General features: G+C 42.6%; 25 protein-coding genes and 1 tRNA gene. 11 read left to right on the top strand and 15 right to left on the bottom strand.

The window, feature by feature from the left end; all coding sequences use genetic code 11:
* Positions 1–83: 83 nt before the first annotated feature.
* A complete protein-coding gene (locus IPM95_14870; protein ID MBK9330538.1) occupies positions 84–1,313 on the bottom strand; it encodes an amino acid dehydrogenase in 1,230 nt (409 codons plus the stop codon).
* Positions 1,314–1,466: 153 nt separating this feature from the next.
* On the opposite strand from IPM95_14870, the gene IPM95_14865 reads away from it, so the two are divergent.
* The 3 genes from IPM95_14865 to IPM95_14855 all read left to right on the top strand — a co-directional run bounded on the left by IPM95_14865 (position 1,467) and on the right by IPM95_14855 (position 4,352).
* A complete protein-coding gene (locus IPM95_14865) occupies positions 1,467–2,042 on the top strand; it encodes a 1-acyl-sn-glycerol-3-phosphate acyltransferase (GenBank protein MBK9330537.1) in 576 nt (191 codons plus the stop codon).
* A gap of 83 nt (positions 2,043–2,125) precedes the next feature.
* A complete protein-coding gene (locus IPM95_14860; protein MBK9330536.1) occupies positions 2,126–2,713 on the top strand; it encodes a 1-acyl-sn-glycerol-3-phosphate acyltransferase in 588 nt (195 codons plus the stop codon).
* A gap of 256 nt (positions 2,714–2,969) precedes the next feature.
* Positions 2,970–4,352, top strand: coding sequence for a hypothetical protein (locus IPM95_14855; protein ID MBK9330535.1), 1,383 nt, complete (start codon positions 2,970–2,972; stop codon positions 4,350–4,352).
* A gap of 54 nt (positions 4,353–4,406) precedes the next feature.
* On the opposite strand, the gene IPM95_14850 is transcribed toward IPM95_14855, so the two are convergent.
* Positions 4,407–5,003 carry a ribonuclease HII gene (locus IPM95_14850; protein ID MBK9330534.1) on the bottom strand — a complete coding sequence of 199 codons (597 nt, stop codon included), beginning with the start codon at positions 5,001–5,003 and terminating at the stop codon, positions 4,407–4,409.
* A gap of 99 nt (positions 5,004–5,102) precedes the next feature.
* Here IPM95_14850 and IPM95_14845 point away from each other — a divergent pair, with 99 nt between their 5' ends.
* Positions 5,103–5,828: a tRNA threonylcarbamoyladenosine dehydratase gene (locus IPM95_14845; protein MBK9330533.1), complete on the top strand. Its 726-nt coding sequence runs from the start codon at positions 5,103–5,105 to the stop codon at positions 5,826–5,828.
* Here IPM95_14845 and purE read toward each other — a convergent pair.
* From purE to IPM95_14830, 3 genes are all read right to left on the bottom strand, one after another.
* A complete protein-coding gene (gene purE, locus IPM95_14840) occupies positions 5,818–6,300 on the bottom strand; it encodes a 5-(carboxyamino)imidazole ribonucleotide mutase (GenBank protein MBK9330532.1) in 483 nt (160 codons plus the stop codon). The two genes, IPM95_14845 and purE, sit on opposite strands and share 11 nt — an antisense overlap.
* Before the next feature lie 169 nt (positions 6,301–6,469).
* A complete protein-coding gene (gene purK / locus IPM95_14835) occupies positions 6,470–7,636 on the bottom strand; it encodes a 5-(carboxyamino)imidazole ribonucleotide synthase (protein ID MBK9330531.1) in 1,167 nt (388 codons plus the stop codon).
* A gap of 49 nt (positions 7,637–7,685) precedes the next feature.
* Entirely contained in the window at positions 7,686–8,345 is a 660-nt protein-coding gene (locus IPM95_14830) for a sterol desaturase family protein (GenBank protein ID MBK9330530.1), read from the bottom strand.
* A gap of 92 nt (positions 8,346–8,437) precedes the next feature.
* Between IPM95_14830 and IPM95_14825 the strand changes: the two genes are divergently transcribed.
* Together IPM95_14825 and IPM95_14820 are read left to right on the top strand one after the other, a co-directional pair.
* Entirely contained in the window at positions 8,438–8,815 is a 378-nt protein-coding gene (locus IPM95_14825; protein MBK9330529.1) for a hypothetical protein, read from the top strand.
* Positions 8,803–9,279 (top strand): glycoside hydrolase family 16 protein, encoded by a 477-nt coding sequence (locus IPM95_14820; protein ID MBK9330528.1) that lies wholly within the window; start codon positions 8,803–8,805, stop codon positions 9,277–9,279. Before IPM95_14825 ends, IPM95_14820 begins: the two co-directional genes overlap by 13 nt.
* Positions 9,280–9,285: 6 nt before the next feature.
* Here the strand turns inward: IPM95_14820 and cysN are convergent, their stop codons facing one another.
* From cysN to IPM95_14775, 9 genes are all read right to left on the bottom strand, one after another.
* Positions 9,286–10,581 (bottom strand): sulfate adenylyltransferase subunit CysN, encoded by a 1,296-nt coding sequence (gene cysN / locus IPM95_14815; protein MBK9330527.1) that lies wholly within the window; start codon positions 10,579–10,581, stop codon positions 9,286–9,288.
* A 95-nt stretch (positions 10,582–10,676) separates the two neighbouring features.
* On the bottom strand, positions 10,677–11,582 hold the full coding sequence (gene cysD / locus IPM95_14810; protein MBK9330526.1) for a sulfate adenylyltransferase subunit CysD: 906 nt from the start codon (positions 11,580–11,582) through the stop codon (positions 10,677–10,679).
* Between the two features lie 20 nt (positions 11,583–11,602).
* Positions 11,603–12,055: a hypothetical protein gene (locus IPM95_14805; GenBank protein ID MBK9330525.1), complete on the bottom strand. Its 453-nt coding sequence runs from the start codon at positions 12,053–12,055 to the stop codon at positions 11,603–11,605.
* Positions 12,052–12,660, bottom strand: coding sequence for an adenylyl-sulfate kinase (gene cysC, locus IPM95_14800; protein ID MBK9330524.1), 609 nt, complete (start codon positions 12,658–12,660; stop codon positions 12,052–12,054). The genes IPM95_14805 and cysC overlap by 4 nt, the downstream gene beginning before the upstream one ends.
* Positions 12,661–12,792: 132 nt before the next feature.
* Positions 12,793–14,025: a diaminopimelate decarboxylase gene (gene lysA / locus IPM95_14795; GenBank protein ID MBK9330523.1), complete on the bottom strand. Its 1,233-nt coding sequence runs from the start codon at positions 14,023–14,025 to the stop codon at positions 12,793–12,795.
* 86 nt (positions 14,026–14,111) lie between these two features.
* Positions 14,112–14,861, bottom strand: coding sequence for a L,D-transpeptidase family protein (locus IPM95_14790; GenBank protein ID MBK9330522.1), 750 nt, complete (start codon positions 14,859–14,861; stop codon positions 14,112–14,114).
* Positions 14,858–15,319, bottom strand: coding sequence for a hypothetical protein (locus IPM95_14785; protein MBK9330521.1), 462 nt, complete (start codon positions 15,317–15,319; stop codon positions 14,858–14,860). Before IPM95_14785 ends, IPM95_14790 begins: the two co-directional genes overlap by 4 nt.
* 43 nt (positions 15,320–15,362) lie before the next feature.
* Entirely contained in the window at positions 15,363–16,880 is a 1,518-nt protein-coding gene (locus IPM95_14780; protein ID MBK9330520.1) for a peptide MFS transporter, read from the bottom strand.
* Positions 16,881–16,917: 37 nt separating this feature from the next.
* On the bottom strand, positions 16,918–17,886 hold the full coding sequence (locus IPM95_14775) for a flippase-like domain-containing protein (GenBank protein ID MBK9330519.1): 969 nt from the start codon (positions 17,884–17,886) through the stop codon (positions 16,918–16,920).
* Positions 17,887–18,021: 135 nt separating this feature from the next.
* Between IPM95_14775 and ruvC the strand changes: the two genes are divergently transcribed.
* The 4 genes from ruvC (at position 18,022) to IPM95_14755 (ending at position 21,567) form a co-directional block, all read left to right on the top strand.
* Positions 18,022–18,534 (top strand): crossover junction endodeoxyribonuclease RuvC, encoded by a 513-nt coding sequence (gene ruvC, locus IPM95_14770; protein MBK9330518.1) that lies wholly within the window; start codon positions 18,022–18,024, stop codon positions 18,532–18,534.
* A gap of 307 nt (positions 18,535–18,841) precedes the next feature.
* Positions 18,842–20,332: a cysteine--tRNA ligase gene (locus IPM95_14765; protein MBK9330517.1), complete on the top strand. Its 1,491-nt coding sequence runs from the start codon at positions 18,842–18,844 to the stop codon at positions 20,330–20,332.
* Positions 20,319–21,416: a M28 family peptidase gene (locus IPM95_14760; protein MBK9330516.1), complete on the top strand. Its 1,098-nt coding sequence runs from the start codon at positions 20,319–20,321 to the stop codon at positions 21,414–21,416. Before IPM95_14765 ends, IPM95_14760 begins: the two co-directional genes overlap by 14 nt.
* A 77-nt stretch (positions 21,417–21,493) precedes the next feature.
* A tRNA-Ile gene (locus IPM95_14755) sits at positions 21,494–21,567 on the top strand.
* A gap of 79 nt (positions 21,568–21,646) precedes the next feature.
* On the opposite strand, the gene IPM95_14750 is transcribed toward IPM95_14755, so the two are convergent.
* Positions 21,647–22,138 (bottom strand): thermonuclease family protein, encoded by a 492-nt coding sequence (locus IPM95_14750; GenBank protein ID MBK9330515.1) that lies wholly within the window; start codon positions 22,136–22,138, stop codon positions 21,647–21,649.
* 93 nt (positions 22,139–22,231) lie between these two features.
* On the opposite strand from IPM95_14750, the gene IPM95_14745 reads away from it, so the two are divergent.
* Complete coding sequence (locus IPM95_14745; protein MBK9330514.1) at positions 22,232–22,978, top strand: hypothetical protein; 747 nt, start codon at positions 22,232–22,234, stop codon at positions 22,976–22,978.
* Positions 22,979–23,462 lie beyond the last annotated feature (484 nt).

Genomic DNA, 23,462 nt, shown 5'->3' with positions numbered 1-23,462 from the left:
ATGAAAAAATTTAACAATTTACCAATGTTTCCTCCTGTTCTCTGTTTTTCATTATTACATTGTTTAATTGATACATTGTTACATTAACTTAATTCTTCTATTGCGATTTGCAACGCATTTCTGGTAATGTAAACAGCACGAGGGTCATTCTGGTGTACCTTTTTCAACGCATTATCAATCACCTTTGATACGTCATGAAAGATGGCTTCATCGGAAATCTTACTGTTTTTCCCCATCAGATAGGCGAATACCCTTGCCATACCGCAATTGGCTATGAAATCAGGAATCACGGTCAGCGTTTCGTCTGCTTTATTTAAAATTTTACCGTAAAAAGTCTCCGGGTCGTTGAACGGCACATTCGCACCGGACGAGATAACCTCAACACCTGCTTTAATCATTTCGTTCAATTCATGATTTCCGATTAAGCGCGAGCCGGCAGCCGGAATAAAGATATTGGATTTGATTTTCCAGAAATCTTTTTGCGCATGCTCAAAAGGAATCAGGTCTTCGTGAAACAGCTTACGGTTCTTTCTGTGGAGAAATAGCAGTGTGATTTCTTCAAAGGTAAAACCGGTTTCATTTATATAAGCCCCTGTGGTATCAATGATTCCGACCACTTTAGCGCCCTGTTGTGCCAGAAAATATGCGGCAGCAGCACCTACATTTCCAAATCCCTGTATCGTTACTTTCTTTCCGGCTATTGATGCATTTCTCCAGATGGCATAGAAGTGTCTTACAGATTCTGCAATGCCATAACCGGTTATCATATCGGCCACCACAAATCCTTCTTTTTTTGAAGGAGTATAATCTTCATCCTCGAGAACTTTTGAAACCCCCACGCGTAATTGTCCAATCTTATTGATCTTGTCCTTTTCTTTCGGATGATAATGACCATTTACAATTCCTTCCTGCGGATGCCAGATACCAAACTCTTCTGTAATCGGAATCACTTCATCTATTTCGTCGATATTCATATCGCCTCCGGTGCCGTAGTAATTTTTGAGAATAGGCGACACGGCCTTAAACCACCGCTCAAGAACTTCTTTCTTACGCGGGTCATTCGGGTCGAAATTGATGCCTGATTTTGCACCGCCGATAGCAGGACCGGAAACGGAGAATTTGATTTCCATGGTTTTTGCCAAAGAGATCACCTCGTGCCTCGTAAGCCCTTTGCGCATACGTGTACCGCCTCCCGCAGCACCACCGCGCAGTGAATTGATGACCAGCCAGCCCTGGGCGGCTGTTTTGGAATCATTCCATTCGAATACAATTTCCGGCGCTTTCTCTTCAAAAGGTTTGATAAAATCAGTCATATTGTTTTTTATGAAACAGTTGTTATAGCAACTAATTTAAAGTTACAGAAATAAATTTCTATTTTCCAAGTTTCTGTTTCTGATTTTAATATTTCAAGTGTTAAATTTTATAATCTGAATAAAATGGAAGATATTTGTGTATAAACCTGCAAGATGATACGTTGGATTTTCAGATTGATTTTTAAGTTATTGGGATGGAAGTTAAAAACCGAAGCGATAGTAGGCATCAAACAGTCCATAACGATAGCGGCTCCACATACCGCCAATATGGATTTGCCGATTGCAAAAGCGGCATTTGACCTGATGGGCTTGCCGTTGCGGTTTACCGTTAAGAAAGAATGGGTGCGGTTTCCATTTAAACGCATCATGCTCAATCTGGGTGCCATCGCCATAGACCGGACACCTAAGAAACCGGGTGATCCCAGGCCCAGTATGGTAGAGGCGATGGCTAATCTGTTTAAAGATAATCCGGAACTGCATGTAATGGTTACGCCTGAAGGCACCCGAAGCAAACGCACAGAATGGAAGACAGGATTCTGGTATACCGCCAAGATGGCGAATGTACCTATTTTACTGGGGTATCTGGATTATAAGAATAAGATAGCAGGCATTGGTAAAATCATCTATCCAACCGATTTGGAGACGGATATGCGTACCATGATGGAGTTTTACAAAGACATTACGCCCTGCCATCCTGAAAAATTCAGCCTGGACCAGCGCTACATCTAATGAGATACAGGTAGTATTGTCCGGTGATTGAGGACAGGATAGAATCATCTATCTTCACAGCGGTTATAAATTAAAGGTAAAGCATGCTCAAAATCATTTCAAGAATAATTTTAATCGGACTAGGCTGGAACTATCAGGTAGATCCATTAAAGAAGCTGGATAAATGCGTATTGATTGTTGCTCCGCATACATCTGCCTGGGATATGGTTATTGGCAAGGCTGTATTTGTCATTGCAAAGATTCCGGCGAAGATTGCCGTTAAAAAAGAAGCCTTTTTCTGGCCATTAAATTGGGTTTTGCGCTATCTGGGGTGTATTCCAATTGACAGATCGCCGAAAGATGGAAATACGAAACGAAAAATCAGTTTGGTAGATGCGATGGCGAACTCCATAAAGAAAGAAAAGAAAATCTGCATGGTGGTTACGCCGGAAGGATCTAGAGGCAAACGTAAACAGTGGAAAACCGGATTTTATTATATAGCTGTGAAGGCAGAAGTGCCCATTGCATTGGGTTATCTGGATTTTGATGTAAAGGAAGCTATAGTTGACAAGATTATCTATCCAACCGGTAATATCAATCATGATATGCAGGAAATCATGGATTACTATAAAGACAAAACGCATTTAGGGAAATACCCAAACCGATGTGTAACGGATGAGCGCTGGAGTTAGTAAAATTTCTTCCTTAGCTTCTATTGTTCGGATAAACTATGTTTCAGTCCTTTGTCTTTAGAACATTCAAAACAGTATAAAATTATACACTTGGCAATATAATTGCAGTATTGTTTTGACAAAACGGGATAGTAAAACAGGAATGAGATTTTTTGTAAATTAGCGACTCTTAGACAATGCGCATTAAAAGATATGCAAGTCTTTAAATGTAAATTAGTATATTAGTAATAATATTTTCAAACTAAAAATGAAAACAATGAATGCAATGATCAGAAAGATGAGTTTTGTACTGTTGTTAATCGGCAGCATTACAACAGCCTGTAAGAAGACAGAAGAGCTTACGGTGACGACTGCTACACCAACAAACGTTACGGAGACTACCGCCACTCTGGGAGGGAACGTAACAAATGATGGAGGTAACCCCGTTACAGAAAGAGGCATTTGTCTTAGTGACGAATCCAACCCAACGATAGATGATGCAAATGATGTGCATTTTGAGATGGGGAGTGGATTGGGCGCTTTTACAGATAATTACGAAGGCTTCGACCCAAATACCACCTATCATGTCAGGGCGTATGCTAAAAATGCGAATGGTGTTGCGTATGGTGAGGATATTACCTTTGAAACAACGGCTTCCGCAGCCTGTTCGGTGGTCAATGTTCCATCAGGTGCTAATATTACCACCGCTACCACCTGGACAGCTGGAAATGTATATGTATTGGATGGCTGGGTAACTTTAACCTCCACGCTGACTATTCAGCCGGGTGTCGTTGTGAAGTTCAAACCGGGTGCCCGATTAAATGTAAATTCCGGACGGGTGATTGCAGAAGGTACTTCTTCGGATAGGATAGTGTTTACTTCTATTAAAGATGATGCTCATTGCGGAGACACGAACGGTGATGGTACTGCCACAGCACCTGCAGCGGGAGACTGGGTATGTGTGTATTTAAACGGAGGCAGCAGCCACAGTTTTACTTACTGTGATTTTCTTTACGCAGGCCAGAGTGACAATCCATATAATAATGCCGTGCGAATTACCGTAGCCGGTTCTTCGTTCACTTTTGACCATTGCGTATTTGCACATACAAAATCTGTTACGTCTAACTCCGAGTCGTTTGCATTTTATGGTGGTTTTTATATGATTGACAATACCGTATCTGTTTTCACCAATAATGTATTTTATGATAATGACAGACCTATTTATTTAGATGTGAACTATAATTTCGACACATCTAACTCATTCAGCAACCCGCTCAATCCGTCTGAAAAAAATACAAGAAACGCCATTTGGACATATACCAGTTTAAAAGCAAACTACACTACTACATACAGTGAAACGGAAGTTCCTTATGTGATAGACGGCTATTATCAGGGAGCTAATAATCATACGTTCAATATCGGGCCGAATGTAGTAGTAAAATTCTCTTTAAGCGCCGGATTAAAAACACAAACATCCAGACCCTTAAATATAGATGGTACAGCCATCCTGACGTCTATTGAAGATGATGATTACGGAGGTGACACCAATGGGGATGGAACAGCCACATCACCCTCAAAAGGGGATTGGGATGGCATATGGAATGGAAATACTTCCAGCTATATAAGTGGTGCAAATATTTTGTATCCCGCCCATCCATAATTTCTCGGATCAAAAAATAAAGAGGCCCGTCATTCATTTGACGGGCTTTTTTGATTATAACAAACTCAGTTGCTCAGGTTTTAATAACCGGAAGGTCTGCCGATGATAAATACAGCTACCCTTTTCTTTTACCGCATTCCTGTGTTCAACCGTTGAATAGCCTTTGTTTTTCTGCCAGTTATAATCCGGATACTCCATATGTAATTTCTCCATGATCTCGTCCCGGCAGGTTTTGGCTAAAACGGAAGCTGCTGCGATTTCCATATATTTTCCATCTCCTTTTATAATGGTTTGGTGGGTAATACCCGGATAAGGTTTAAATCGATTACCATCGATGATTAGCAATTCAGGAAGATAGGTCAGTTGTCCGACGGCAGCGTGCATGGCGCGATAGGTAGCCTGCAGGATATTAATATCGTCAATGATAGTGTTGTCGATAATTCCCACACCAAATGCAACGGCATTTGCTTCAATAACGGGCCTCAACTCATTGCGTTGCCTTTCATTTAACTGCTTGGAATCATTTAAAAAAGGATGTCTGAAATCTTTCGGCAGGATAACGGCAGCGGCGACTACCGGACCGGCAATACATCCTCTTCCCGCCTCATCTACGCCGCAAATTATTTTTGATGAATTAAAATGCTGTAACATTACCTGGGTTTGCCGTTTGCAAGTTAAATAGTTTGCAATGATATTTCACGTAAAGTCTCAAAGAAAACTTTAGTACCTTTGAGCATAATTTTACATAAAGTGAAAGACAGGCACTGGATTTCCAGAACCACGGCATTAATCGGAGAAGAGAAGCTAAACAAACTCATCAACAGCCATGTGCTCGTTGTAGGTTTAGGAGGGATTGGTTCGTATGCCGCAGAATTCATTGCGCGTGCCGGGGTTGGGAAGATGACGATAGTGGATGGCGATGTGGTAGACCCGACGAACAGAAACAGACAATTGCCCGCGTTAAGTTCTACACACGGAAAATCGAAGGCAGACCTGATGGAGGAACGATTAAGGGATATTAATCCGGAAATTGAAGTGGTAACCATCCGGGAATTCTTATTCCCCGAGAAGGCCTACGAAATCATACAGGAAGCCGAATTTGACTATATCGTCGATGCCATAGACAGCATTACACCAAAACTCAATTTATTGATTGCAGCCTATCGCCTGAATAAGAAAATCATCTCCAGCGGAGGGGCGGGTGGCAAGACAGACCCTACCTTAATTGAAATTGCGGACATCTCTGAAACACACGATTGTTTTTTTGTGAGGATGGTACGGAAACGGCTGAAGCGTGAAAAAATCTATACAGGAATAGACGTTGTCTTCTCACCGGAGTTGCAGCCAAAATTCGCTTTAATTATGACAGACGGGAAAAACTATAAACGCTCTGCTTACGGAACGATTTCGTATATGCCCGCCGCCTTCGGCGGCATGTGCGCAAGTGTGGTGATACGCGAGTTAATTAAGGGTTAAACCCCCTTGTTTTCTCTATCACTTCAGCTTCTAGTTTCTTTTTATAATCCTTTACTTTTTGTTGTAATGCAGCGTCATGCGTTCCTAAAATCTGTGCAGCCAGAATACCGGCATTTTTGGCACCGTTAATAGCCACCGTAGCCACGGGCACTCCGCCGGGCATTTGCACAATGGATAATAATGAATCCAGCCCGCTCAAACTTTTGCTCTGCACGGGTACGCCGATAACCGGCAATGGCGAGATGGCTGCCACCATGCCCGGCAGATGTGCGGCGCCTCCGGCGCCGGCGATGATCACCTCAAATCCCTGCTCATGGGCGGTTCTCGCAAACTCATACATGCGTTCCGGCGTCCTGTGGGCCGAGATGATGGTGTATTCAAATTTAACTCCGAATTCCGTTAATGCTTTTGCGGCTTCCTGCATGACCGGTGAGTCGCTGTCGGAACCCATTATGATGGCTACTTTTTTCATACCATTAAATTTTTAAACACATAAAATATAGATTTTTTATAGCGCTTGAGTTTGTAGTTTATATTCGTAAGTTTAAGTGTATCATAGATATTCATCGAAGATGAATCCTGTATTTTTCTATCAACTCCTTTTTTTACTAAACTCAAAACTATGTGTCTATGTGTTTTAATTATAAAATTTCAATCTCCGTTAAAGTTCGGACTTTTTGGGTGATTTCCAACACTTTTTCCCGCGATGGCTGCACTATGGTAATATGCCCGAGTTTGCGGTTCGGTTTGCTTTCCTGCTTTCCGTACAAATGCACAGATACGCCGGACAAAGAGTTCAGTTCATTGAAATATTTCAGCCGGTATTTTCCGCTGCCTGTTTCAGGCCCTACGATATTAATCATCGCGCAGGGCATTTTCAGGTGTGTAGAACCCAAAGGCATATCCAGCAGGACACGCAACAGTTGTTCGTACTGCGAAGTATAGAATCCTTCGATGGTATGATGTGCGGAATTGTGCGGCCTTGGCGCAATCTCATTCACGAGCAACTCATCGTCTTCCGATAAAAATAATTCCACCGCAAATAAGCCCGCGCTGCCGAAGGCCTCTGCACACTGCAAGGCAATTTGCTCTGCCCGCTGTTCTAAATGCAAGGGCATATTAGCCGGAGAAATCAGGAAAGAGACCAGGTTGCTTTGAAGGTCAAATTCCATTTCTATCGCCGGATATACGGCCAGCTCTCCTTTTCGGTTGCGAGCCACCAATACGGCAATCTCCGTTTTGCAGGGTACAAATTCCTCTATCATCAGTTCCCGGTCGAACGGAATGACATCAGGATTTTCCAGGATAGAATCTCTGTCAGCAATAAAAACGCCTTTGCCGTCATAACCGCCGGTGCAGGTCTTGACCGCCACTTTCTGAAAAGTAGTTTGTGCCAGTTTTTCCTTTGCGTCTTGTTTATTTTGTGCAATAAAGAAAGGTGCGGTAGGGATGTTGTTGTTCCGGTAGAATAATTTCTGTTTGCCTTTATCCTGAATGATCTTTAAAATCTCGGGATTCGGGATAATCGTTTTTCCCTTTTGCTGCAGTTCAATCAGTTTGTCTACATCGATGTGTTCAATCTCCCAGGTAAGTACATCAGAAATGTCGGATAATTTCTGAATTTCATTGCCGTTCGTAATGCTGCCGATCAGGTGGCGGTTGGCTAATACGCTCGCAGGACAAGTCTCGTCTCTGTCGAGGATGTTTATCCGTACCGACCATTGAGAGGCTTTCTGGATGAACATTTTGCCCAACTGTCCGCCTCCGATAATGCCGATTGAAGGAAATGATTTTTTGGAAGATTCCATCTTGTACAAAGATACGAGTCATTCATCAAAAAGGAAGCGAAAAAAACGATTAGGCCGCTTTGGGTGTTTTGGATTTCTTTACTTCTTTTTTAGCCGGCTTATTAAATGCCAGTCCATTTACTTCGTCCCAGTGCGTGGTGGTAAAGCCAAAGCCTTTATCCGAATCCAGGTAATGGTGCTTCAGATGATGTTTTTTTATCTTTTCGAAATAAGGATGTTTGATGTCAAATTTATGTGCCGCCACGTGGATGAATTCATAAAAGAGGTAATACAGTATCATTAACCCGAAGAGTGTTTCCCCTTTCTCTTTTCCCAGTGCCGTCCGGCAGACACTGTAAAATACGATAGCGCTGGGGATGCTCGTCCAGAGCGGTACGACAAAGCGATAGGGGTCATTAGGGAAGTTGTGGTGTATTTCATGAAATTCCCGTATCGTGCCGGCATCAATTTTCAGTTCCTCATTCTCGTGCAGTACATTTTGATGCAGGAAATATTCCATATAGCCCCAGAATTTGGAAATCAGCGGAATCATCCAGAACAGGTGAAGGACAGAAACACGTCTGACGACAAAGGACTTAAACAAGAGGTGGAAGGAGATGGGCAGATAAAATGCAAACGGAACCAGATAATGCTGTTTTACAAAGAATTCTTTCCAGGCCTTATCATATACCGGATGATACGAAGCCGCCTTGTCTTTTATCTCTTTCATGTATTAAAGTTAGGGAATCCATTTTTAAATAGTGCCACCCGAATTGCGAAGATGTATTTCTTTTCCTTCGTTTATTATTGTATTTTAGAAATATGAAGAAAGGGTTCATTTTTTTAGTGACGATAGCAGGCTTGCTGTCCTGTTATAAAGAAAACAGGATAGTGGGGGATACCACTGTCCTTATCAGGGGAAAGGAGTATATGCTGGACTGGTCTGATGAATTTGAATACAACGGACTGCCTGATTCCACGAAATGGGGCTATGAAACGGGTTATGTTCGAAATAATGAAACCCAATATTATACGAAAGCCAGAATAGAGAATTGTAATGTTTACAGTGGAAAGCTGCATATTACAGCCCGTAAAGATACCTTTGACGGGCATCCGGTGACTTCTGCCAGTATTGAAACTTTTGGCAATAAAGAGTTTAACTACGGATTGATAGAAGTGCGTGCAAAATGCCTCATCTAGGCAGTGGTACCTGGCCGGCTATATGGACATTAGGCGTCAATCACAATGCAGTTGGCTGGCCTAAATGCGGCGAGATTGACATTATGGAATGGGTAGGCAAGGCACCTTTTCTTGCCCTGGGAAGTCTGTATGCACAGGGAAGCTCCGGCACTCCTTATGTAGAACGGCACTGGCCTTATGTTTCTTTAAACACGCAGTTTTTCACAGAGGAGTTTCACAATTATGCGATTGAATGGGACAGCATACAAATCAAATACTACGTTGATGCAGCTAATTATATTACATACACCCAACAGGATTTAGGAGCAAACTGGGAGTCAGTAACAAAAGCGCACTATTTGAAATTAAACTTAGCCATGGGTGGACTGATTCCCCCTATCGGCGGTGGCGGTGATATCGATTATAGTAAATTCCCATATACGTTTGAGGTGGAATATGCGCGGTATTATACGAGGGAGGAATAGCTGCTGCTACACAATCATTCCAGCCGCTATCGTTTCATTCGTCGCTTCATCCACTAAAATGATACTTCCGGTGATTCTGTTTTTTCGGTAGCTGTCAAAAAATATCGGGACCGTTGTGCGGATGGAAACCCTGCCAATATCATTCAGGCCAATCTCCACCTCTTCTTCGACGCGCTGCAGGGTGTTGATGTTCAGCTTGTATTTAATTTCCTTGATGACACATTTACATTCTCTGGCTGTATGCCGTAAAATGTATTTGCCGCGCGGCACCAATTTTTTCTCATTCATCCAGCACAGCATCACATCGAATTCCTGTTCTGTCTGCGGTACGTTGTTTTCACGCACGATCATATCGCCGCGAGAGATGTCGATTTCATCTTCCAGCGTAATGGTTACGCTTTGCGGGGCGAACGCTTCCTGCAAATCACCATCCATCGTTATGATAGATTTTATCCTGGAGGAAAACCCGCTCGGTAACGCCTTTACCTTATCGCCGACGCGGAATACACCACCAGCAATTCTTCCCGCATAACCGCGGAAATCGTGGTAGTCATTTTTCATCGGTCGAATCACGTATTGCACCGGGAAGCGTGCGTCGATATGATTCAGGTCTGAGCCGATGTGGATGGTTTCGAGCAGGTACATCAATGTCGGCCCCTGATACCACGGCATGTTTTGAGAACGGTTCACCACATTATCCCCGGCCAATGCGGATATGGGTAAAAAATGCACATCCTTAATGTCCAGTTTGGAGGCAAACGCCTTGTAATCGGTCACGATTTTGTTGAATGTCTTTTCATCCCAATCCACCAGGTCCATCTTATTGATACAAACCACAATATGCGGTATCTGCAATAAGGATGCTATGTAAGAGTGGCGGTAGGTCTGTTCGATGATACCTTTACGGGCATCGACGAGAATGATGGCGAGATTGGCGGTAGAAGCGCCGGTCACCATATTTCTCGTGTATTGGATATGTCCGGGTGTATCGGCAATGATGAATTTCCTTTTTGGGGTAGAAAAATACCGGTACGCCACGTCAATGGTGATGCCCTGTTCGCGTTCAGCACGTAAGCCGTCCGTTAATAAGGCAAGGTTCACATATTCTTCGCCGCGCTTTGCAGAAGCTGCTTCAATGGCATCCATCTGGTCCTGAAAGATGGATTTACTGTCGTACAATAATCTTCCTATTAACGTCGATTTGCCGTCATCCACACTTCCGGCTGTGGAGAATCGCAAAAGCTCCATATCCAAGTATGCCTTGCTGTCAAAATTATCTTGTTGTGTATCTGTTGTTGTCATTTGTATTTTATTGTTTGGCGTCATTGGCGAGGTAGGAAGCAATCTTTCCAAATGATGAGATTGCTTCACTTTGTTCGCAATGACGGTTAATTTGATTAAAAATATCCTGCCTTTTTTCTGTCTTCCATGGCTGCTTCGCTTCGTTTGTCATCTGCGCGTGTACCGCGTTCAGTGGTGCGCGATGCCGCCACTTCCTGAATGATGTCTTCCAAGGTTGCCGCTTCGGAGAATACCGCTCCGGTACAGGTAATGTCACCTACCGTCCTGAAACGCACTATCCGTTCTTCGACCACTTCATCCGGTTTGTTTTGGATAAACTCGGATGCTGCGTACCAAACCCCGTCACGTTCAAACACCTTGCGTTTGTGTGAAAAATATAAGCTCGGCATCTCTATCTGCTCCTGATAGATGTATTGCCACACATCCATTTCCGTCCAGTTGGAAATCGGGAATACCCTGAAATGTTCGCCCAGATGTTTTCTGCCGTTGAAGATGTTCCAGAGTTCCGGCCGCTGATTTTTTGGGTCCCATTGTCCGAACTCATCCCGATGGGAAAAGAAGCGTTCTTTGGCACGCGCTTTTTCTTCATCGCGTCGTGCACCGCCGATGGCGCAGTCAAATTTATTTTTTTCTATCGCCTCCAGAAGCGGAACCGTCTGCAACGCATTTCTGCTCGCCGTATAGCCTTTTTCTTCGCGCACCAAGCCCTTGTCTATGGCTTCCTGCACAGACGCCACGAGCAGGCGCAGGCCATGCTTGCTAACCAATTGATCTCTGTAGTCCAGTGCTTCCTGAAAATTGTGTCCGGTATCCACATGTAATAAGGTGAAGGGAACACTGGATGGATAAAATGCTTTCAATGCCAGATGAACCACTACTATGGAATCTTTCCCGCCGGAAAAAAGGATACACGGATTTTCAAACTGTGCCGCCACTTCCCGCAATACATAGATGGATTCCGATTCGAGTTCTTTGAGGTGGTTTAAGTGATAATCGTTCATTATAATTTGAGAATTGAGATTTAAGAATTGAGATTTTTATTTATTTTAAAACCCATCTGAAAATTTTCTTTTCTATCTGTAATCAGAAACATTAGATCAACTAATTGTTCCATTCCATCAAAGTGTCTAATGATGTTATAGTTTATGTTATCAACTACAAAATTTTTAAAACTAGATAAAACTTCTTGTCTAAACCAAGTTGCTAATTTTGTATCTAAATAAAATGATAGTTGTATTGCAGCATCTGGTTTAAAAGCAATGTTAGATTCATTTAGATCGTCTAAATCATTGATTATTAAATTCTTTCTCAGATTACTTATCTCTTCATTGGTTAAAAAGAAGTATGAGTCTGGTTTAAATTTATCTTTATGCTGTTCAAGGCTATTTCTAAGATCATTTAAACTAATATCAAAAAATATTGATAGATGAGCATCTAACAATATTTTACTTTCTCTTAGTTTAATTTGTTTCATTTATTTACAATTCGTGAAATAAAAAAATGATATATCATTTCAATACTTTGTTCAATACTTTGTTCCGCCGTTTTTATTTCCAATGCCGGATGTTCCGGTGCTTTAAAAGGCGCATCCAGCCCGGTAAAGTTTTTGATTTCCCCTTTCAATGCTTTTTCATACAAACCTTTTACATCGCGTTTGGCGCATTCATCAAAAGAAGCATTCACATATACTTCGTAAAAATCCTGTTCGCCGATGATCGATTTGGCTAATGCACGGATATCCTGTGTAGGACTGACAAAACAGTTAATCGTTACAATTCCGCAGTCTAGAAACAATTTGGTGACTTCCGCAATGCGGCGGATATTTTCGATACGGTCTTCCTCCGAAAATCCCAGATTTTTATTGATACCGCTGCGTACATTGTCGCCGTCCAGCACCATTGTCAGGATGCCGTTTTGGTGCAATTTTTCTTCCAGTCCTTTGGCAATCGTACTTTTTCCGGAACCGGATAATCCCGTCATCCAGATGCAGAGCGCTTTTTGATGCAATAAATGCTCCTTATCGCTGCGTTGCAGCAATTGGTGGAACACGGGATGAATATTGGATGCTTTCTCCGGCATGGACTACGAATGTAGTGATTTTTGTATAAATTCTTATAGTATATCGGGTATATAGAGTATTAAAAATCGTTAATCCAGGGTGAAATGTGCCAAAATGAACATTTTAATGTCTGCTAATCCTGAAAAAGGTCATTAAAGTGTAATTTCTACCTGCGTAGCCAGCAAATCATCCAATGTTTCCCTTCGGCGGATGAGTTTAGCTTCCCCATTGATGATGAATACTTCCGCAGGGCGGTAGCGGGAATTATAATTGGAAGACATGGAATAACCATAGGCACCGGCATTGTGCAGCACCAGGATATCGCCTTCCCGCACTTCGTTCAGTTTTCTGTCCCAGCCAAATGTATCGGTTTCACAGATGTAACCCACTACCGTGTAGATACGCTGTATGCCGTTTGGATTGGATACATTGGTGATATGGTGATAGGCATCGTACATCATCGGACGGATCAGGTGATTTTGCCCGGAGTCTACGCCGGCAAAGACGGTTGAAGTGGTTTGTTTGATGACATTGGTTCGGACGAATAAAAAGCCGCTTTCACTCACCAGGTACTTACCCGGCTCGAACATGATGGTCAGGTCTTTGCCGTATTCTTTACAAAAATCATTGAAGCGGGTGCCCAGTTTTTCGCCCAGTTCTTCTATGTCGGTGGTATTGTCATCGGAGTGGTATTTCACTTTAAATCCGCTGCCGAAATCCAAAAACTCCAATTCTTTAAAACTTCTCGCTGCTTCAAATAGAATCTCTGCACCGCGCAGGAAAACATCCACATCCAAAATATCAGAACCGGTGTGCATGTGAAGGCCGTTCACCTTGATATTGTTGGTGGCGATAACACGCTCCAGATGGCGAAGCTGGTAAATGGAAATACCAAATTTGGAGTCGATATGCCCTGTGGAGATTTTTTTGTTGCCGCCAGCCATGATATGCGGATTGATGCGCACACAAACCGGATAGGTGTCACTGTATAAATGCCCGAACTGCTCGAGTATGGAAATATTATCGATATTGATTTGCACACCGAATCCCACAGCTTTGTTGATTTCGTCAATGTTGACACAATTGGGTGTGTACATGATATCTTTCGGTTCAAATCCGGCTTTCAGTCCCAACTGCACTTCCTGAATGGAGACCGTATCCAGTTTGGCACCCATATTCTTGATAAACTTCAGGATGCTGATATTCGTTAATGCCTTGCAGGCATAACTGATTTTCATGTTCTTGTTGGGAAAGGCGTTCATGAGCTTGTTGTACTGCCTTTCAATGACAGCTGCATCATACACATACAGTGGTGTCCCGAATTCTTTGCAAAGTTCTAAAACGTCCACACCATTAATCTCATATTTTCCATTCACTAATTCCATGAAGCTTATTTTGAGATGCAAAGATAAACATTAGTACCAAGCCGAACGCAGTAACGGATAAGATTTTAGATTAATAGGAGATTAAATTAATCCCAGGGAATGGACAACAGATAATTCCCCTCCTTGTCTGTTCCTGTCACTTCACCCAATAATTTGTGTGACTCGAAGAATCGAAACATGGGTTCCAGCGACTTCCAGAAGGGTATAATATCCGGATACGCGTTTTTCATTTTTCCCATATTTTTGGTTCCCATCCTGCATGGAAAAATATGAACGGGAATGACAGGATGTGCGGCGAACGAAGAAACACACAACCAGTATAATTCCTGAATGGATTCATCACCCAGCGGTATGCATCCGATGGTCTTGTTGCTCCCGTGAATATAGATATCCCCGCCTAAGTTTTGCCGGTTCTTATTTCGGGTGCTATCCGCCTCGTTGGGGTAGTTTATTTTAATGGATAGCAAAAACTTACTGAGTGGATTGAAGAGAGCAACCTGATAGAACCCTTCCGGAATCTGTAAGTCGCCTTCTTTATTTTTGGGGCCCGGCTTTCCGGATGTTGCCGCAAAGGGATATGTCTTGATGAGCCGGTAGGTGGAGTTGTCAGCGGCGAAAACTTCCAGCACCTGTTCCTGTTTGAAAACTCTCAGATATAGATGTTTGGGCGGAAACTGCAGGTTATTCTCCTTAAATGATTGGTTCAGGGGCGAATCATATTTTCCAGCTGCTGCTTGTACTCTCGGGAAAGTAAGTTGGTATTGCAGAAAAGGAGATAGGGACATAAGAAGGACAGGAGAACCAATAAGCATTAGCAAGGATGATATTATCTTCATTCCCTCGTAATCATACTGGGTTCTTCCATTTTACTTTCCCCTCTTTCCAGTTGTCTTCGGGATAAATAATTATAATTATTAGAACTGTTTCCCTCTTCCGGTGTGCTGACACCCGTAATAATCTCTCTTCCATCGCCGTTTTGAATGCTGGAATAGTCGTTCATATTTACTTTGCTTCTGGAATAAGGGTCCTCCTTTTCACTGATTAAAGCATTGGAGTTTTCCATGTGATTGGCAGGTCCGTTGTTTTCTGCGTCTCCTCCTTCTTCCACCAATGTGCCGTTCTGCAGGGCAATCTCCCGGTCTCTGGCATCCGCCTGAGCTCCCCAGTCTTTACCTAATGTATCATTTCCAATCATCACCACTTGTGTAGGGTCAGAAGGGTCTTTGAATGATTCCATGATGAAATATCCAAAGATTAAGACGATTCCGATAACGGTAAAAAACTTCCCTCTCATACACCTAAATAACGAAAATATCCAATTTTTAGTTCAACTCTTTTTATTTTACACCGTGTGACCAGCGTTTCAAGATTGGTACTAATATCAATATTACCAATCCGCCGGCAGCGGATACATAAAAAATTTTCATAAAGACACCGCTGTAGATTCCCAAGGACTCAATGGCCGATACCGTAGTAGCACCACCTTCAGACGGAATTGCCATGAGTGTACCTATCCAGCCCGCAAGGTGTTGTCCCAATGCCGATGCCAGAAACCAAAATCCCATCATCATACCGGTATATTTGGTAGGAGATAATTTGGTAATCATCGATAAGCCGATTGGTGAAATACATAATTCACCGGTAGTCAGCAACAGATAACCCAATGCATACCAGAAAAACCCAACTTGTCCATTTAAGGCCAGTTTAGCACCCACTACAAACAGAAAAAACCCGAGCCCTAACTGAAAGAATGACAGGGAGAATTTCATTGGTGTAGATGGTTCTTTATCTCTTTCTGATAATGCCAGCCACATCCAGGCAAACGGAAAACTCAATAGGATGATATAGAATGGATTGATGAAATTGTTAATGGCAGCTGCAGGCATCCCGAAGGTGTTCACATTTCGTTCCGTATACAGATTCAGCGAACCACCGCCCTGCTCATAAAATGCCCAGAACAACACAGAAAATGCCACCAATACGATTGCGGCTAACATTTTATCTCTGGCCTCTTTTTCCTGTTGAAATGCAATGAACACCATACCCACGGTTGCCACTATACAAACCGGGAACATGATTTTACTCATGACGGTGTAGTTGTTGAACAGCAGGATAAAGAGCGGTATAATAGCCAGTGAAGCAGCCAATACCATTAATTGTTTGGACATGTCTACCTCTTTGCCTGTTTCCTCTTTGGGTGTAAGACCGATTTCTCCTAAGGATTTTTTACCAATCAGGAACGTTATTAAGCCAACAATCATAAAGATACCGGCTAACCCAAAGCCATAATGCCAGTTTATGCTTTGACCGATGTAACCGCAAATCAATCCGCCGATGGCGGCTCCGAGATTGACACCCATATAAAAGATGGAAAATGCACCATCCCTTCTCGCATCACCCGGCCGGTATAACCTTCCGACCATAGTAGAAATATTGGGCTTAAAAAAACCGTTTCCGGAAATCAAGAAGGCCATACCTGCAAAAAACGACCATTCCGTCGGAATGGCAAGTATCAGATGGCCGGCAGCCATCAATGCACCGCCCAAAACAATGGCTTTCCGGTATCCGATAAACTTGTCTGCCGCAATCCCGCCAAATAAGGGCATCAGGTAGACCAAAGCGGTATAGGTTCCGTAAATCAGGTTGGCTTTGGCGTCTTCATAATGCAACTGATGTACCATGAATAAAACCAGCAACGCCCGCATGCCGTAAAATGAGAAACGTTCCCACATTTCTGTAAAAAACAGGAGTGCTAATTGTTTTGGATGTCCATTCACGTTGTCAGCAATATAGGTCTCATTGGTGGAGGTCTGTCCGGAAAATTCGCCGTCTGATAAGGTTACTGTATTTGACATTCTGTTGATTTACAGTCGAAAGATACGAAAGTTTGGATTATTCCTCATTAAAAAACTTAAATCGCAAGGCCGATAAACCACCTACTAATGCTGGAATAATCAGGTTAATAAACCATAAAGAAACCGTGGTGGCAATAATGGCGATGGGATTATCCGTAAATCCCGCCAGGAAATAGGCCGCCACATTGCCTCTGAATCCGAAGTCTATTAACGCAATATTCACCGGGTTAATGGTTTGGACGAAAAAGATGGCCGCCACCAGAACCATGGCAGTGGAGGCAGGTATTTTGAATCCGAAAAACTTGAGCAGCAGCACAAATTGAAGGCAGTAAATCCCATAACGTATAAGGGATAACATTTCCAGCCTCAGGAAATCTTTGTTATTGTATAAATCAATGATGTGAATGTATTTGTAGGCTTTTTTTAAAAGGGGGAAATTGGAAAATTTATTGCTGACCACATCGAGATTGTAAAAGCAGAAGTGCACCGCAGCCACCATCAGCAAATAAATAAATACAAACGCGAAAAGGAGATAGGAGTCGATATTTTCGAAAAAGACAGCATACAACAGCAAACCCAGGGCGCCTATGGAGAGATTGACCACAATCTGTGCCAGACTACCCAGAATGGTGGATACAATGGCTTCCTTGCGTTCCGTATTCAGGGCGAATACCCTGCCTCCGAATTCTCCTATTCGGCTGGGTGTAAATAAGGAAAAAGTGACACCGAATAAAATCCCTTCTACAGCATCCAGCCAGGAAATAGGATGCAGCTTCTCTATCAGTAATTTCCATTTAACACTTTCTATTCCCCAGTTTGCCAGCATAAACAGCATTACAGTGAATAGTATCAGATAATTTCCATGAAAATTAAGCAGGAAATGTGCGTAGGCAATATCAATTTTCTCATTGCCGAACAATTGATGACATAAGACTAATAATAAACCACCAAAAATCAAGATTTTGATAATCGTGTTCAGCAGTTTGTTTTGAAAAAGACGCTTCATTTCCAAGTTGTCAAATATAATCGCTTTTTTGCACATTAATTCATAACTCGGTGCGGATTACTATCCGCGAACTGCTATTTTTACAGCGTGCCGAATGCAAAGAAAAACATCATTTTAGGAGTTGACCCGGGGACTATGGTAACCGGGTATGGAATTGTTCTGTCCGACGGGAATACGATGGAACTGCTGGCAATCGGCAGCATCCATACCGAAAAATTTGATGACCATTACGACCGGCTGCAGTGCATTTACGACCGGCTGCTGGAAATCATACAGGTGTACAAACCCAATATACTGGCTATTGAAGCGCCTTTCTTCGGGAAGAATGTGCAATCGATGCTAAAACTCGGCAGGGCGCAGGGTATGGCGATTGCAGCGGCATTGTCCCAGAAAATTCCGATACAGGAATACTCGCCGAAGAAAGTAAAACAGAGCGTGACGGGCAATGGAAATGCCGCCAAGGAGCAGGTGGCTGCCATGCTCGGACATATTTTAAAAACGGATGTGCTGCCCAAACAGCTGGATGCTACCGATGGACTGGCCGTAGCGGTGTGCCATCATTTCTCTATGCGGGGTGTGCCAACTGGTGGCAAGAAATATTCCGGCTGGGAAGCCTTTGCAAAGGACAATCCGAAACGGGTGAAATAACAGAAGTACCCTAGATTAGGTATTTTTGAGACTGTCTGATGAATTTAACATTTTATTTAGAATGAATCTAAGTTTGAGCATTATATTTGGATATGCTTAAATGGACATTTTTACAAAATCAGATATGTTCAGAAATGAACATATCTAAATCTTGTAGGATGGAGTGTGTCTTTAAGAAAAAATGTTGCAAAAAACATAAACATGGCAAGCGCTGCAAATCATGCCCTAAAAAGAAAGATTAAATTACAGCGATAAAAATCTCATTCGTCTCTGCTTACTACTCACTACTAATTTCTACCTTTGCAGTATGTCTGATTTACATATTTACAATACGCTTTCCCGACAGAAAGAGAAGTTAGAGCCGATCAATCCGCCCTATGTCGGATTGTATTGCTGCGGTCCTACCGTTTACTCGGATGTGCACCTGGGCAATACGCGTACCTTCATCTCGTTTGATCTGGTGTATCGCTACCTGACATTCCTGGGTTATAAAGTGCGATATGTGCGCAACATCACCGATGCCGGCCACCTGACCAATGAACAGGGCGAAGGCAAGAACCGCATGGAAGATCAGGCGAAACTGGAGAAGCTGGAGCCAATGGAAATCGTGCAGAAATATACCGTAGGTTTTCATGAAGTATGCCGCCTGTTTAATATTTTGCCTCCCACTATAGAGCCAACGGCTACCGGTCATATCGTGGAGCAGATAGAAATGGCTCAACAGCTGATAGACAACGGCGTGGCCTACGAGTCGAACGGCAGCGTGTATTTTGATGTGAACGCCTACAATTCAAAAGGCAATAACTACGGAAAGTTATCGGGCAGAAACATCGATGAGCTGGTGGCGGGCTACCGCGATCTGGACGGGCAGGATGAGAAACGCAACCCGATAGATTTCGCGTTGTGGAAGAAGGCTTCGCCGGAACATATCATGCAGTGGAACTCCCCTTGGGGCAGCGGTTTTCCCGGCTGGCATCTGGAATGTTCCGTGATGAGTACCAAATACCTCGGCAAGCAATTCGACATCCACGCGGGTGGAATGGACCTGAAATTCCCGCACCACGAATGCGAAATAGCACAGAACGTGGGCGCCTGCGGCAATGAGCCGGTGCGCTATTGGATGCATACCAACATGCTCAATTTCAACGGGCAGAAGATGAGCAAATCCCTGGGTAATTCCATCCTGCCGATGCAGTTTATCACCGGTGATCATCCGCTGCTCGACAAACCGTATTCGGCCATGACGGTACGTTTCCTGTTTATGCAATCGCACTATTCTTCCGAACTGGACATTACCATCAAAGGCCTGCAGGATGCTGAAAAAGGGCTGAGAAAAATGCTTAATGCCGCCAAATATCTGGAAGAACTGAAATACGCCGCCGCACAGACGGATGAACAGCAGGATAAACTCATTCAAGACTTATGTGTTCAATGTAAAGAGGTGATGGATGATGATTTTAACGCGCCCAGGCTGGTCGCAACCTTACATGAGATTGCCTCGCAAATCAATATTTATTATAATGATGGTAAGAAAGTAAGCACTATAGCTGAAGAGACATTTAACCTGTTACTGTCCACCTACAATGCCTACCTGTTCGATGTGCTCGGCCTTCAGGACGATTCGGTATCAGGCAATAATGATGCCCTGGATAAAGTGATGCAGCTGGTGATTGACATCCGCAAGCAATCCCGGGAAAATAAAGAATGGACGACTTCCGACAAAATCCGCGATGCACTGAAAGACGCCGGCATTGTAATCAAAGACAGCAAGGAGGGAACGACGTATGAAGTCAATTAGTCCGCAGTCCGCAGTCCGCAGTCCGCAGTTCCCGAAATCAAGACAAACTATAAAATCGGTTTTCCGAAAAAGGGTTGCACTTGCTGTTCCCCCTCTCTGGAGGGGATTAAGGGGAGGATTAATACTAACACTGATAATCAGTTTTTCTGCTTGTAAGCAAAATCGGGAGAATAGTCAGGCCACAGAGAACGTTGAAGAAAACAAAATTGTCAAACCTGCATTTTCTTCCGACTCAGCCTATCTGTTTATACAGCAACAGCTCGAATTCGGGCCGCGTGTTCCGGGAACATCCGCGCAACAAAAATGTGCGGTTTATTTTGAACAAAAATTAAAAGCATACGGTGCAGGTGTAATCATGCAGAAAACCAATGTGGTGGTGTACAACGGCAAATCTGTCCCTTGTATCAATGTCATTGCCTCTTATAATCCGGCGGTGAAAAGAAGGTTGCTGATCTGCACACACTGGGATGCACGTCCTTTTGCCGACCAGGATGACAGCGCCGTGGGAAAGCCTATTCTGGCGGCGGATGACGGAGCCAGCGGGTCTGCCGTTTTGCTGGAGATTGCCCGCCAGCTGCAGCAAAAGAATCCGGAAATCGGAGTCGATCTGGTTTTTCTGGATGTGGAGGATTATGGCCAGCCCGAATATGACCTCGACCAAAAACAAGGCGACTTCTATTGCCTCGGAACACAGTACTGGTGTAAAAATCCGCATGTGCCGAATTACAGGGCGGAGAACGGCATCCTGCTGGATATGGTCGGAGCAGGGGGTGCCACTTTTACCTACGAGGGTGTATCGATGCAATATGCGCCGGCATTCATGAAACAGGTCTGGAAGAACGCCGGGGCCCTGGGGTATGGCCGCTTTTTTGTAAAGGAAATGACCGGCCAGATCATTGACGACCATTTCTACATCAACCAGCTCACGAATATTCCGACGATTGACATTATCAACAGGACCTACCAGACCCGTAGCGGATTTCCGAAGCACTGGCATACGCACGATGATAATATGAAGATCATCGATAAACAAACATTGCAGGCAGTGGGAGAGACCGTGCTGGCGACTATATACGATTTTTAGAAAATTGGTGGCAGGTTTTTAAAATTCCAACTAATAATGTACATTTGCACTCCAATTTTATGAATCGTTGATTCATCGGTCTTGTAGCTCAGCTGGTTAGAGCACCTGACTCATAATCAGGGGGTCCATGGTTCGAGCCCATGCGGGACCACTTTTAACACACAAAAAGCGATGTAAATCAATGAGTTACGTCGCTTTTTTCGTTTTGGGGTAAACATAGGGTAAACATTTTAAAAATTGTGCAAAAAAGAGTAAAGTCCTTTCTTTTGGTGCATTGCCTTGAAGTTCAGTTTCTGATAAGTTTCTAATTTGCTGCAATAGTATTTTGTATATGGTTTTGCAAAACCATCCAAAATCAACTTCTCATTAATACATATGCCTTCATTATTTATTACATAGGCAAGAGTTCTTCCAATAGGATCTATCTCATTATCTATTTCTGTAATGAATGTAATATCAGTTTCTTTTGGTAATAAATTATGCAAATAGTTTTTGGACAAATGACCTAACTCTATTAATAATTGACCAGGAACATGAAGCTCTCTTTCGTCCTGTCTTAGTTTTTTGCAGTCTTTTATTTCCGGTGCATCAATTCCCAATAAACGGATTTCTGTTTCTTTTTTGTTAAAAATATTATACACGATAACACCGTCACCATCCACAACAAATTTGATTCTATGGTGTGTGTGCATTCTAATTGGTTTCTTTGCATCAAAATACATCTCTTTGCTTTTTTAATTATTTGCTAATCAATTAATTAAGAAATAATTTTACAATGATAATCATTGTTTACAAACAATAAAAATTTATAAAACATGGCAAAACAAAAAGGTCCCTTAAAATATGTCGGTACCATCGGCGACATCAGACATTTTAAAATCAAAGGCCAAGAAGGATTTTTCGCCGGCATGGCTGGCGGTCCAACCGATACACAAGTTAAAACAGCACCAGAGTTTCAACGTACACGAGAAAATATGTCAGAATTTGGTGGCTGTGCGAAAGCAGGGAAGTCAATCCGTGTTGCAATGTCGGAAGTACTGAACGGAATGACTGACCCTCAATGCACAGGAAGGTTAACTTCAATTATGAAGAAAATGCGCACGTATTTACATGGTTTTGGATTTGATAAAAATATTTCTTTTGCCAGTGTTTCCTATGTTCCTTATTTACTTAATCATTCTGTAGACCGGTTAACAAGTAATTTCACCACTTTGGCTGCAACACCTGCCAGCTCTATCAATGCACCAATCGGAGCCACTCATTTCCGGTACATAAATGCTATCGGTGTGGTTTCAGATTATGCATTTAATGCATCAACAGGAACGTATGAGCCTACCAATCCCGAATTGAATGAGTTGAGCAGTACAACTTACGGAGCATACTCGCCATTGAATGCAGCGTATGCAGGCGAAGTATTGGATGCTTCATTACCGGTTGGTACAGTAATGACTGTGGATGTATCGGTATTACAATGTATCGGTATTGAGTTCTTTCAGGAAGTGAATGGTAATTTTTACAAATTTTCTTCAGGTAACTGTTTAACTATTGATAATGTCTATTAAAACGAAAAAATCAACGGCTGTTTTCAGAAGATCAAAGAGAGATGGACGAAATCCCTCTACGGGTGCTTAGTTGGATATTGTGAAGTATGGTTTTGAATCCTGCACGAAAGTGCAGGATTTTTTATTTCCATTCATTTTAGTTTTATATAGCGACGGTATTAGGTGCAAATATGTATGACTTATGTACGGCTTATGTATGACTTATCTATCTAAAGAATAAAAACTAAATCGCAATTAATTTTCTTATCAATGTATCAAAGGCATTTTTAATATACTCTGAATCAGTGTAGATTACAATGGAGTAGAAAGCAGATACTTTGTAGTATTTATGGTATTCAATCGTATGACGAAATATGTAAGCTTCCGAATTAGTTAAAAATTCTTTCACGTAGCGGATATTTTTTGCTTTACAGCATCCCTGCGATACTAACGTTTTATTAAATTTTTGTTTTTGCATTTTTGATTTTAATTCCTTTATTCAATA

It is taken from the genome of Sphingobacteriales bacterium (assembly GCA_016719635.1).
Taxonomy (GTDB): domain Bacteria; phylum Bacteroidota; class Bacteroidia; order Chitinophagales; family JADIYW01; genus JADJSS01.
This window is presented reverse-complemented; position numbering and strand designations above follow the sequence as displayed.

What these genes read in the sequence shown, in the direction of transcription:
- IPM95_14870 (MBK9330538.1), bottom strand. Translation starts at nt 1,313, where the DNA reads ATGACTGATTTTATCAAACCTTTTGAAGAGAAAGCGCCGGAAATTGTA.
- IPM95_14865 (MBK9330537.1), top strand. Translation starts at nt 1,467, where the DNA reads ATGATACGTTGGATTTTCAGATTGATTTTTAAGTTATTGGGATGGAAG.
- IPM95_14860 (MBK9330536.1), top strand. Translation starts at nt 2,126, where the DNA reads ATGCTCAAAATCATTTCAAGAATAATTTTAATCGGACTAGGCTGGAAC.
- IPM95_14855 (MBK9330535.1), top strand. Translation starts at nt 2,970, where the DNA reads ATGAATGCAATGATCAGAAAGATGAGTTTTGTACTGTTGTTAATCGGC.
- IPM95_14850 (MBK9330534.1), bottom strand. Translation starts at nt 5,003, where the DNA reads ATGTTACAGCATTTTAATTCATCAAAAATAATTTGCGGCGTAGATGAG.
- purE (MBK9330532.1), bottom strand. Translation starts at nt 6,300, where the DNA reads ATGAAAAAAGTAGCCATCATAATGGGTTCCGACAGCGACTCACCGGTC.
- purK (MBK9330531.1), bottom strand. Translation starts at nt 7,636, where the DNA reads ATGGAATCTTCCAAAAAATCATTTCCTTCAATCGGCATTATCGGAGGC.
- IPM95_14830 (MBK9330530.1), bottom strand. Translation starts at nt 8,345, where the DNA reads ATGAAAGAGATAAAAGACAAGGCGGCTTCGTATCATCCGGTATATGAT.
- IPM95_14825 (MBK9330529.1), top strand. Translation starts at nt 8,438, where the DNA reads ATGAAGAAAGGGTTCATTTTTTTAGTGACGATAGCAGGCTTGCTGTCC.
- IPM95_14820 (MBK9330528.1), top strand. Translation starts at nt 8,803, where the DNA reads ATGCCTCATCTAGGCAGTGGTACCTGGCCGGCTATATGGACATTAGGC.
- cysN (MBK9330527.1), bottom strand. Translation starts at nt 10,581, where the DNA reads ATGACAACAACAGATACACAACAAGATAATTTTGACAGCAAGGCATAC.
- cysD (MBK9330526.1), bottom strand. Translation starts at nt 11,582, where the DNA reads ATGAACGATTATCACTTAAACCACCTCAAAGAACTCGAATCGGAATCC.
- IPM95_14805 (MBK9330525.1), bottom strand. Translation starts at nt 12,055, where the DNA reads ATGAAACAAATTAAACTAAGAGAAAGTAAAATATTGTTAGATGCTCAT.
- cysC (MBK9330524.1), bottom strand. Translation starts at nt 12,660, where the DNA reads ATGCCGGAGAAAGCATCCAATATTCATCCCGTGTTCCACCAATTGCTG.
- lysA (MBK9330523.1), bottom strand. Translation starts at nt 14,025, where the DNA reads ATGGAATTAGTGAATGGAAAATATGAGATTAATGGTGTGGACGTTTTA.
- IPM95_14790 (MBK9330522.1), bottom strand. Translation starts at nt 14,861, where the DNA reads ATGAAGATAATATCATCCTTGCTAATGCTTATTGGTTCTCCTGTCCTT.
- IPM95_14785 (MBK9330521.1), bottom strand. Translation starts at nt 15,319, where the DNA reads ATGAGAGGGAAGTTTTTTACCGTTATCGGAATCGTCTTAATCTTTGGA.
- IPM95_14780 (MBK9330520.1), bottom strand. Translation starts at nt 16,880, where the DNA reads ATGTCAAATACAGTAACCTTATCAGACGGCGAATTTTCCGGACAGACC.
- IPM95_14775 (MBK9330519.1), bottom strand. Translation starts at nt 17,886, where the DNA reads ATGAAGCGTCTTTTTCAAAACAAACTGCTGAACACGATTATCAAAATC.
- ruvC (MBK9330518.1), top strand. Translation starts at nt 18,022, where the DNA reads ATGGTAACCGGGTATGGAATTGTTCTGTCCGACGGGAATACGATGGAA.
- IPM95_14765 (MBK9330517.1), top strand. Translation starts at nt 18,842, where the DNA reads ATGTCTGATTTACATATTTACAATACGCTTTCCCGACAGAAAGAGAAG.
- IPM95_14760 (MBK9330516.1), top strand. Translation starts at nt 20,319, where the DNA reads ATGAAGTCAATTAGTCCGCAGTCCGCAGTCCGCAGTCCGCAGTTCCCG.
- IPM95_14750 (MBK9330515.1), bottom strand. Translation starts at nt 22,138, where the DNA reads ATGTATTTTGATGCAAAGAAACCAATTAGAATGCACACACACCATAGA.
- IPM95_14745 (MBK9330514.1), top strand. Translation starts at nt 22,232, where the DNA reads ATGGCAAAACAAAAAGGTCCCTTAAAATATGTCGGTACCATCGGCGAC.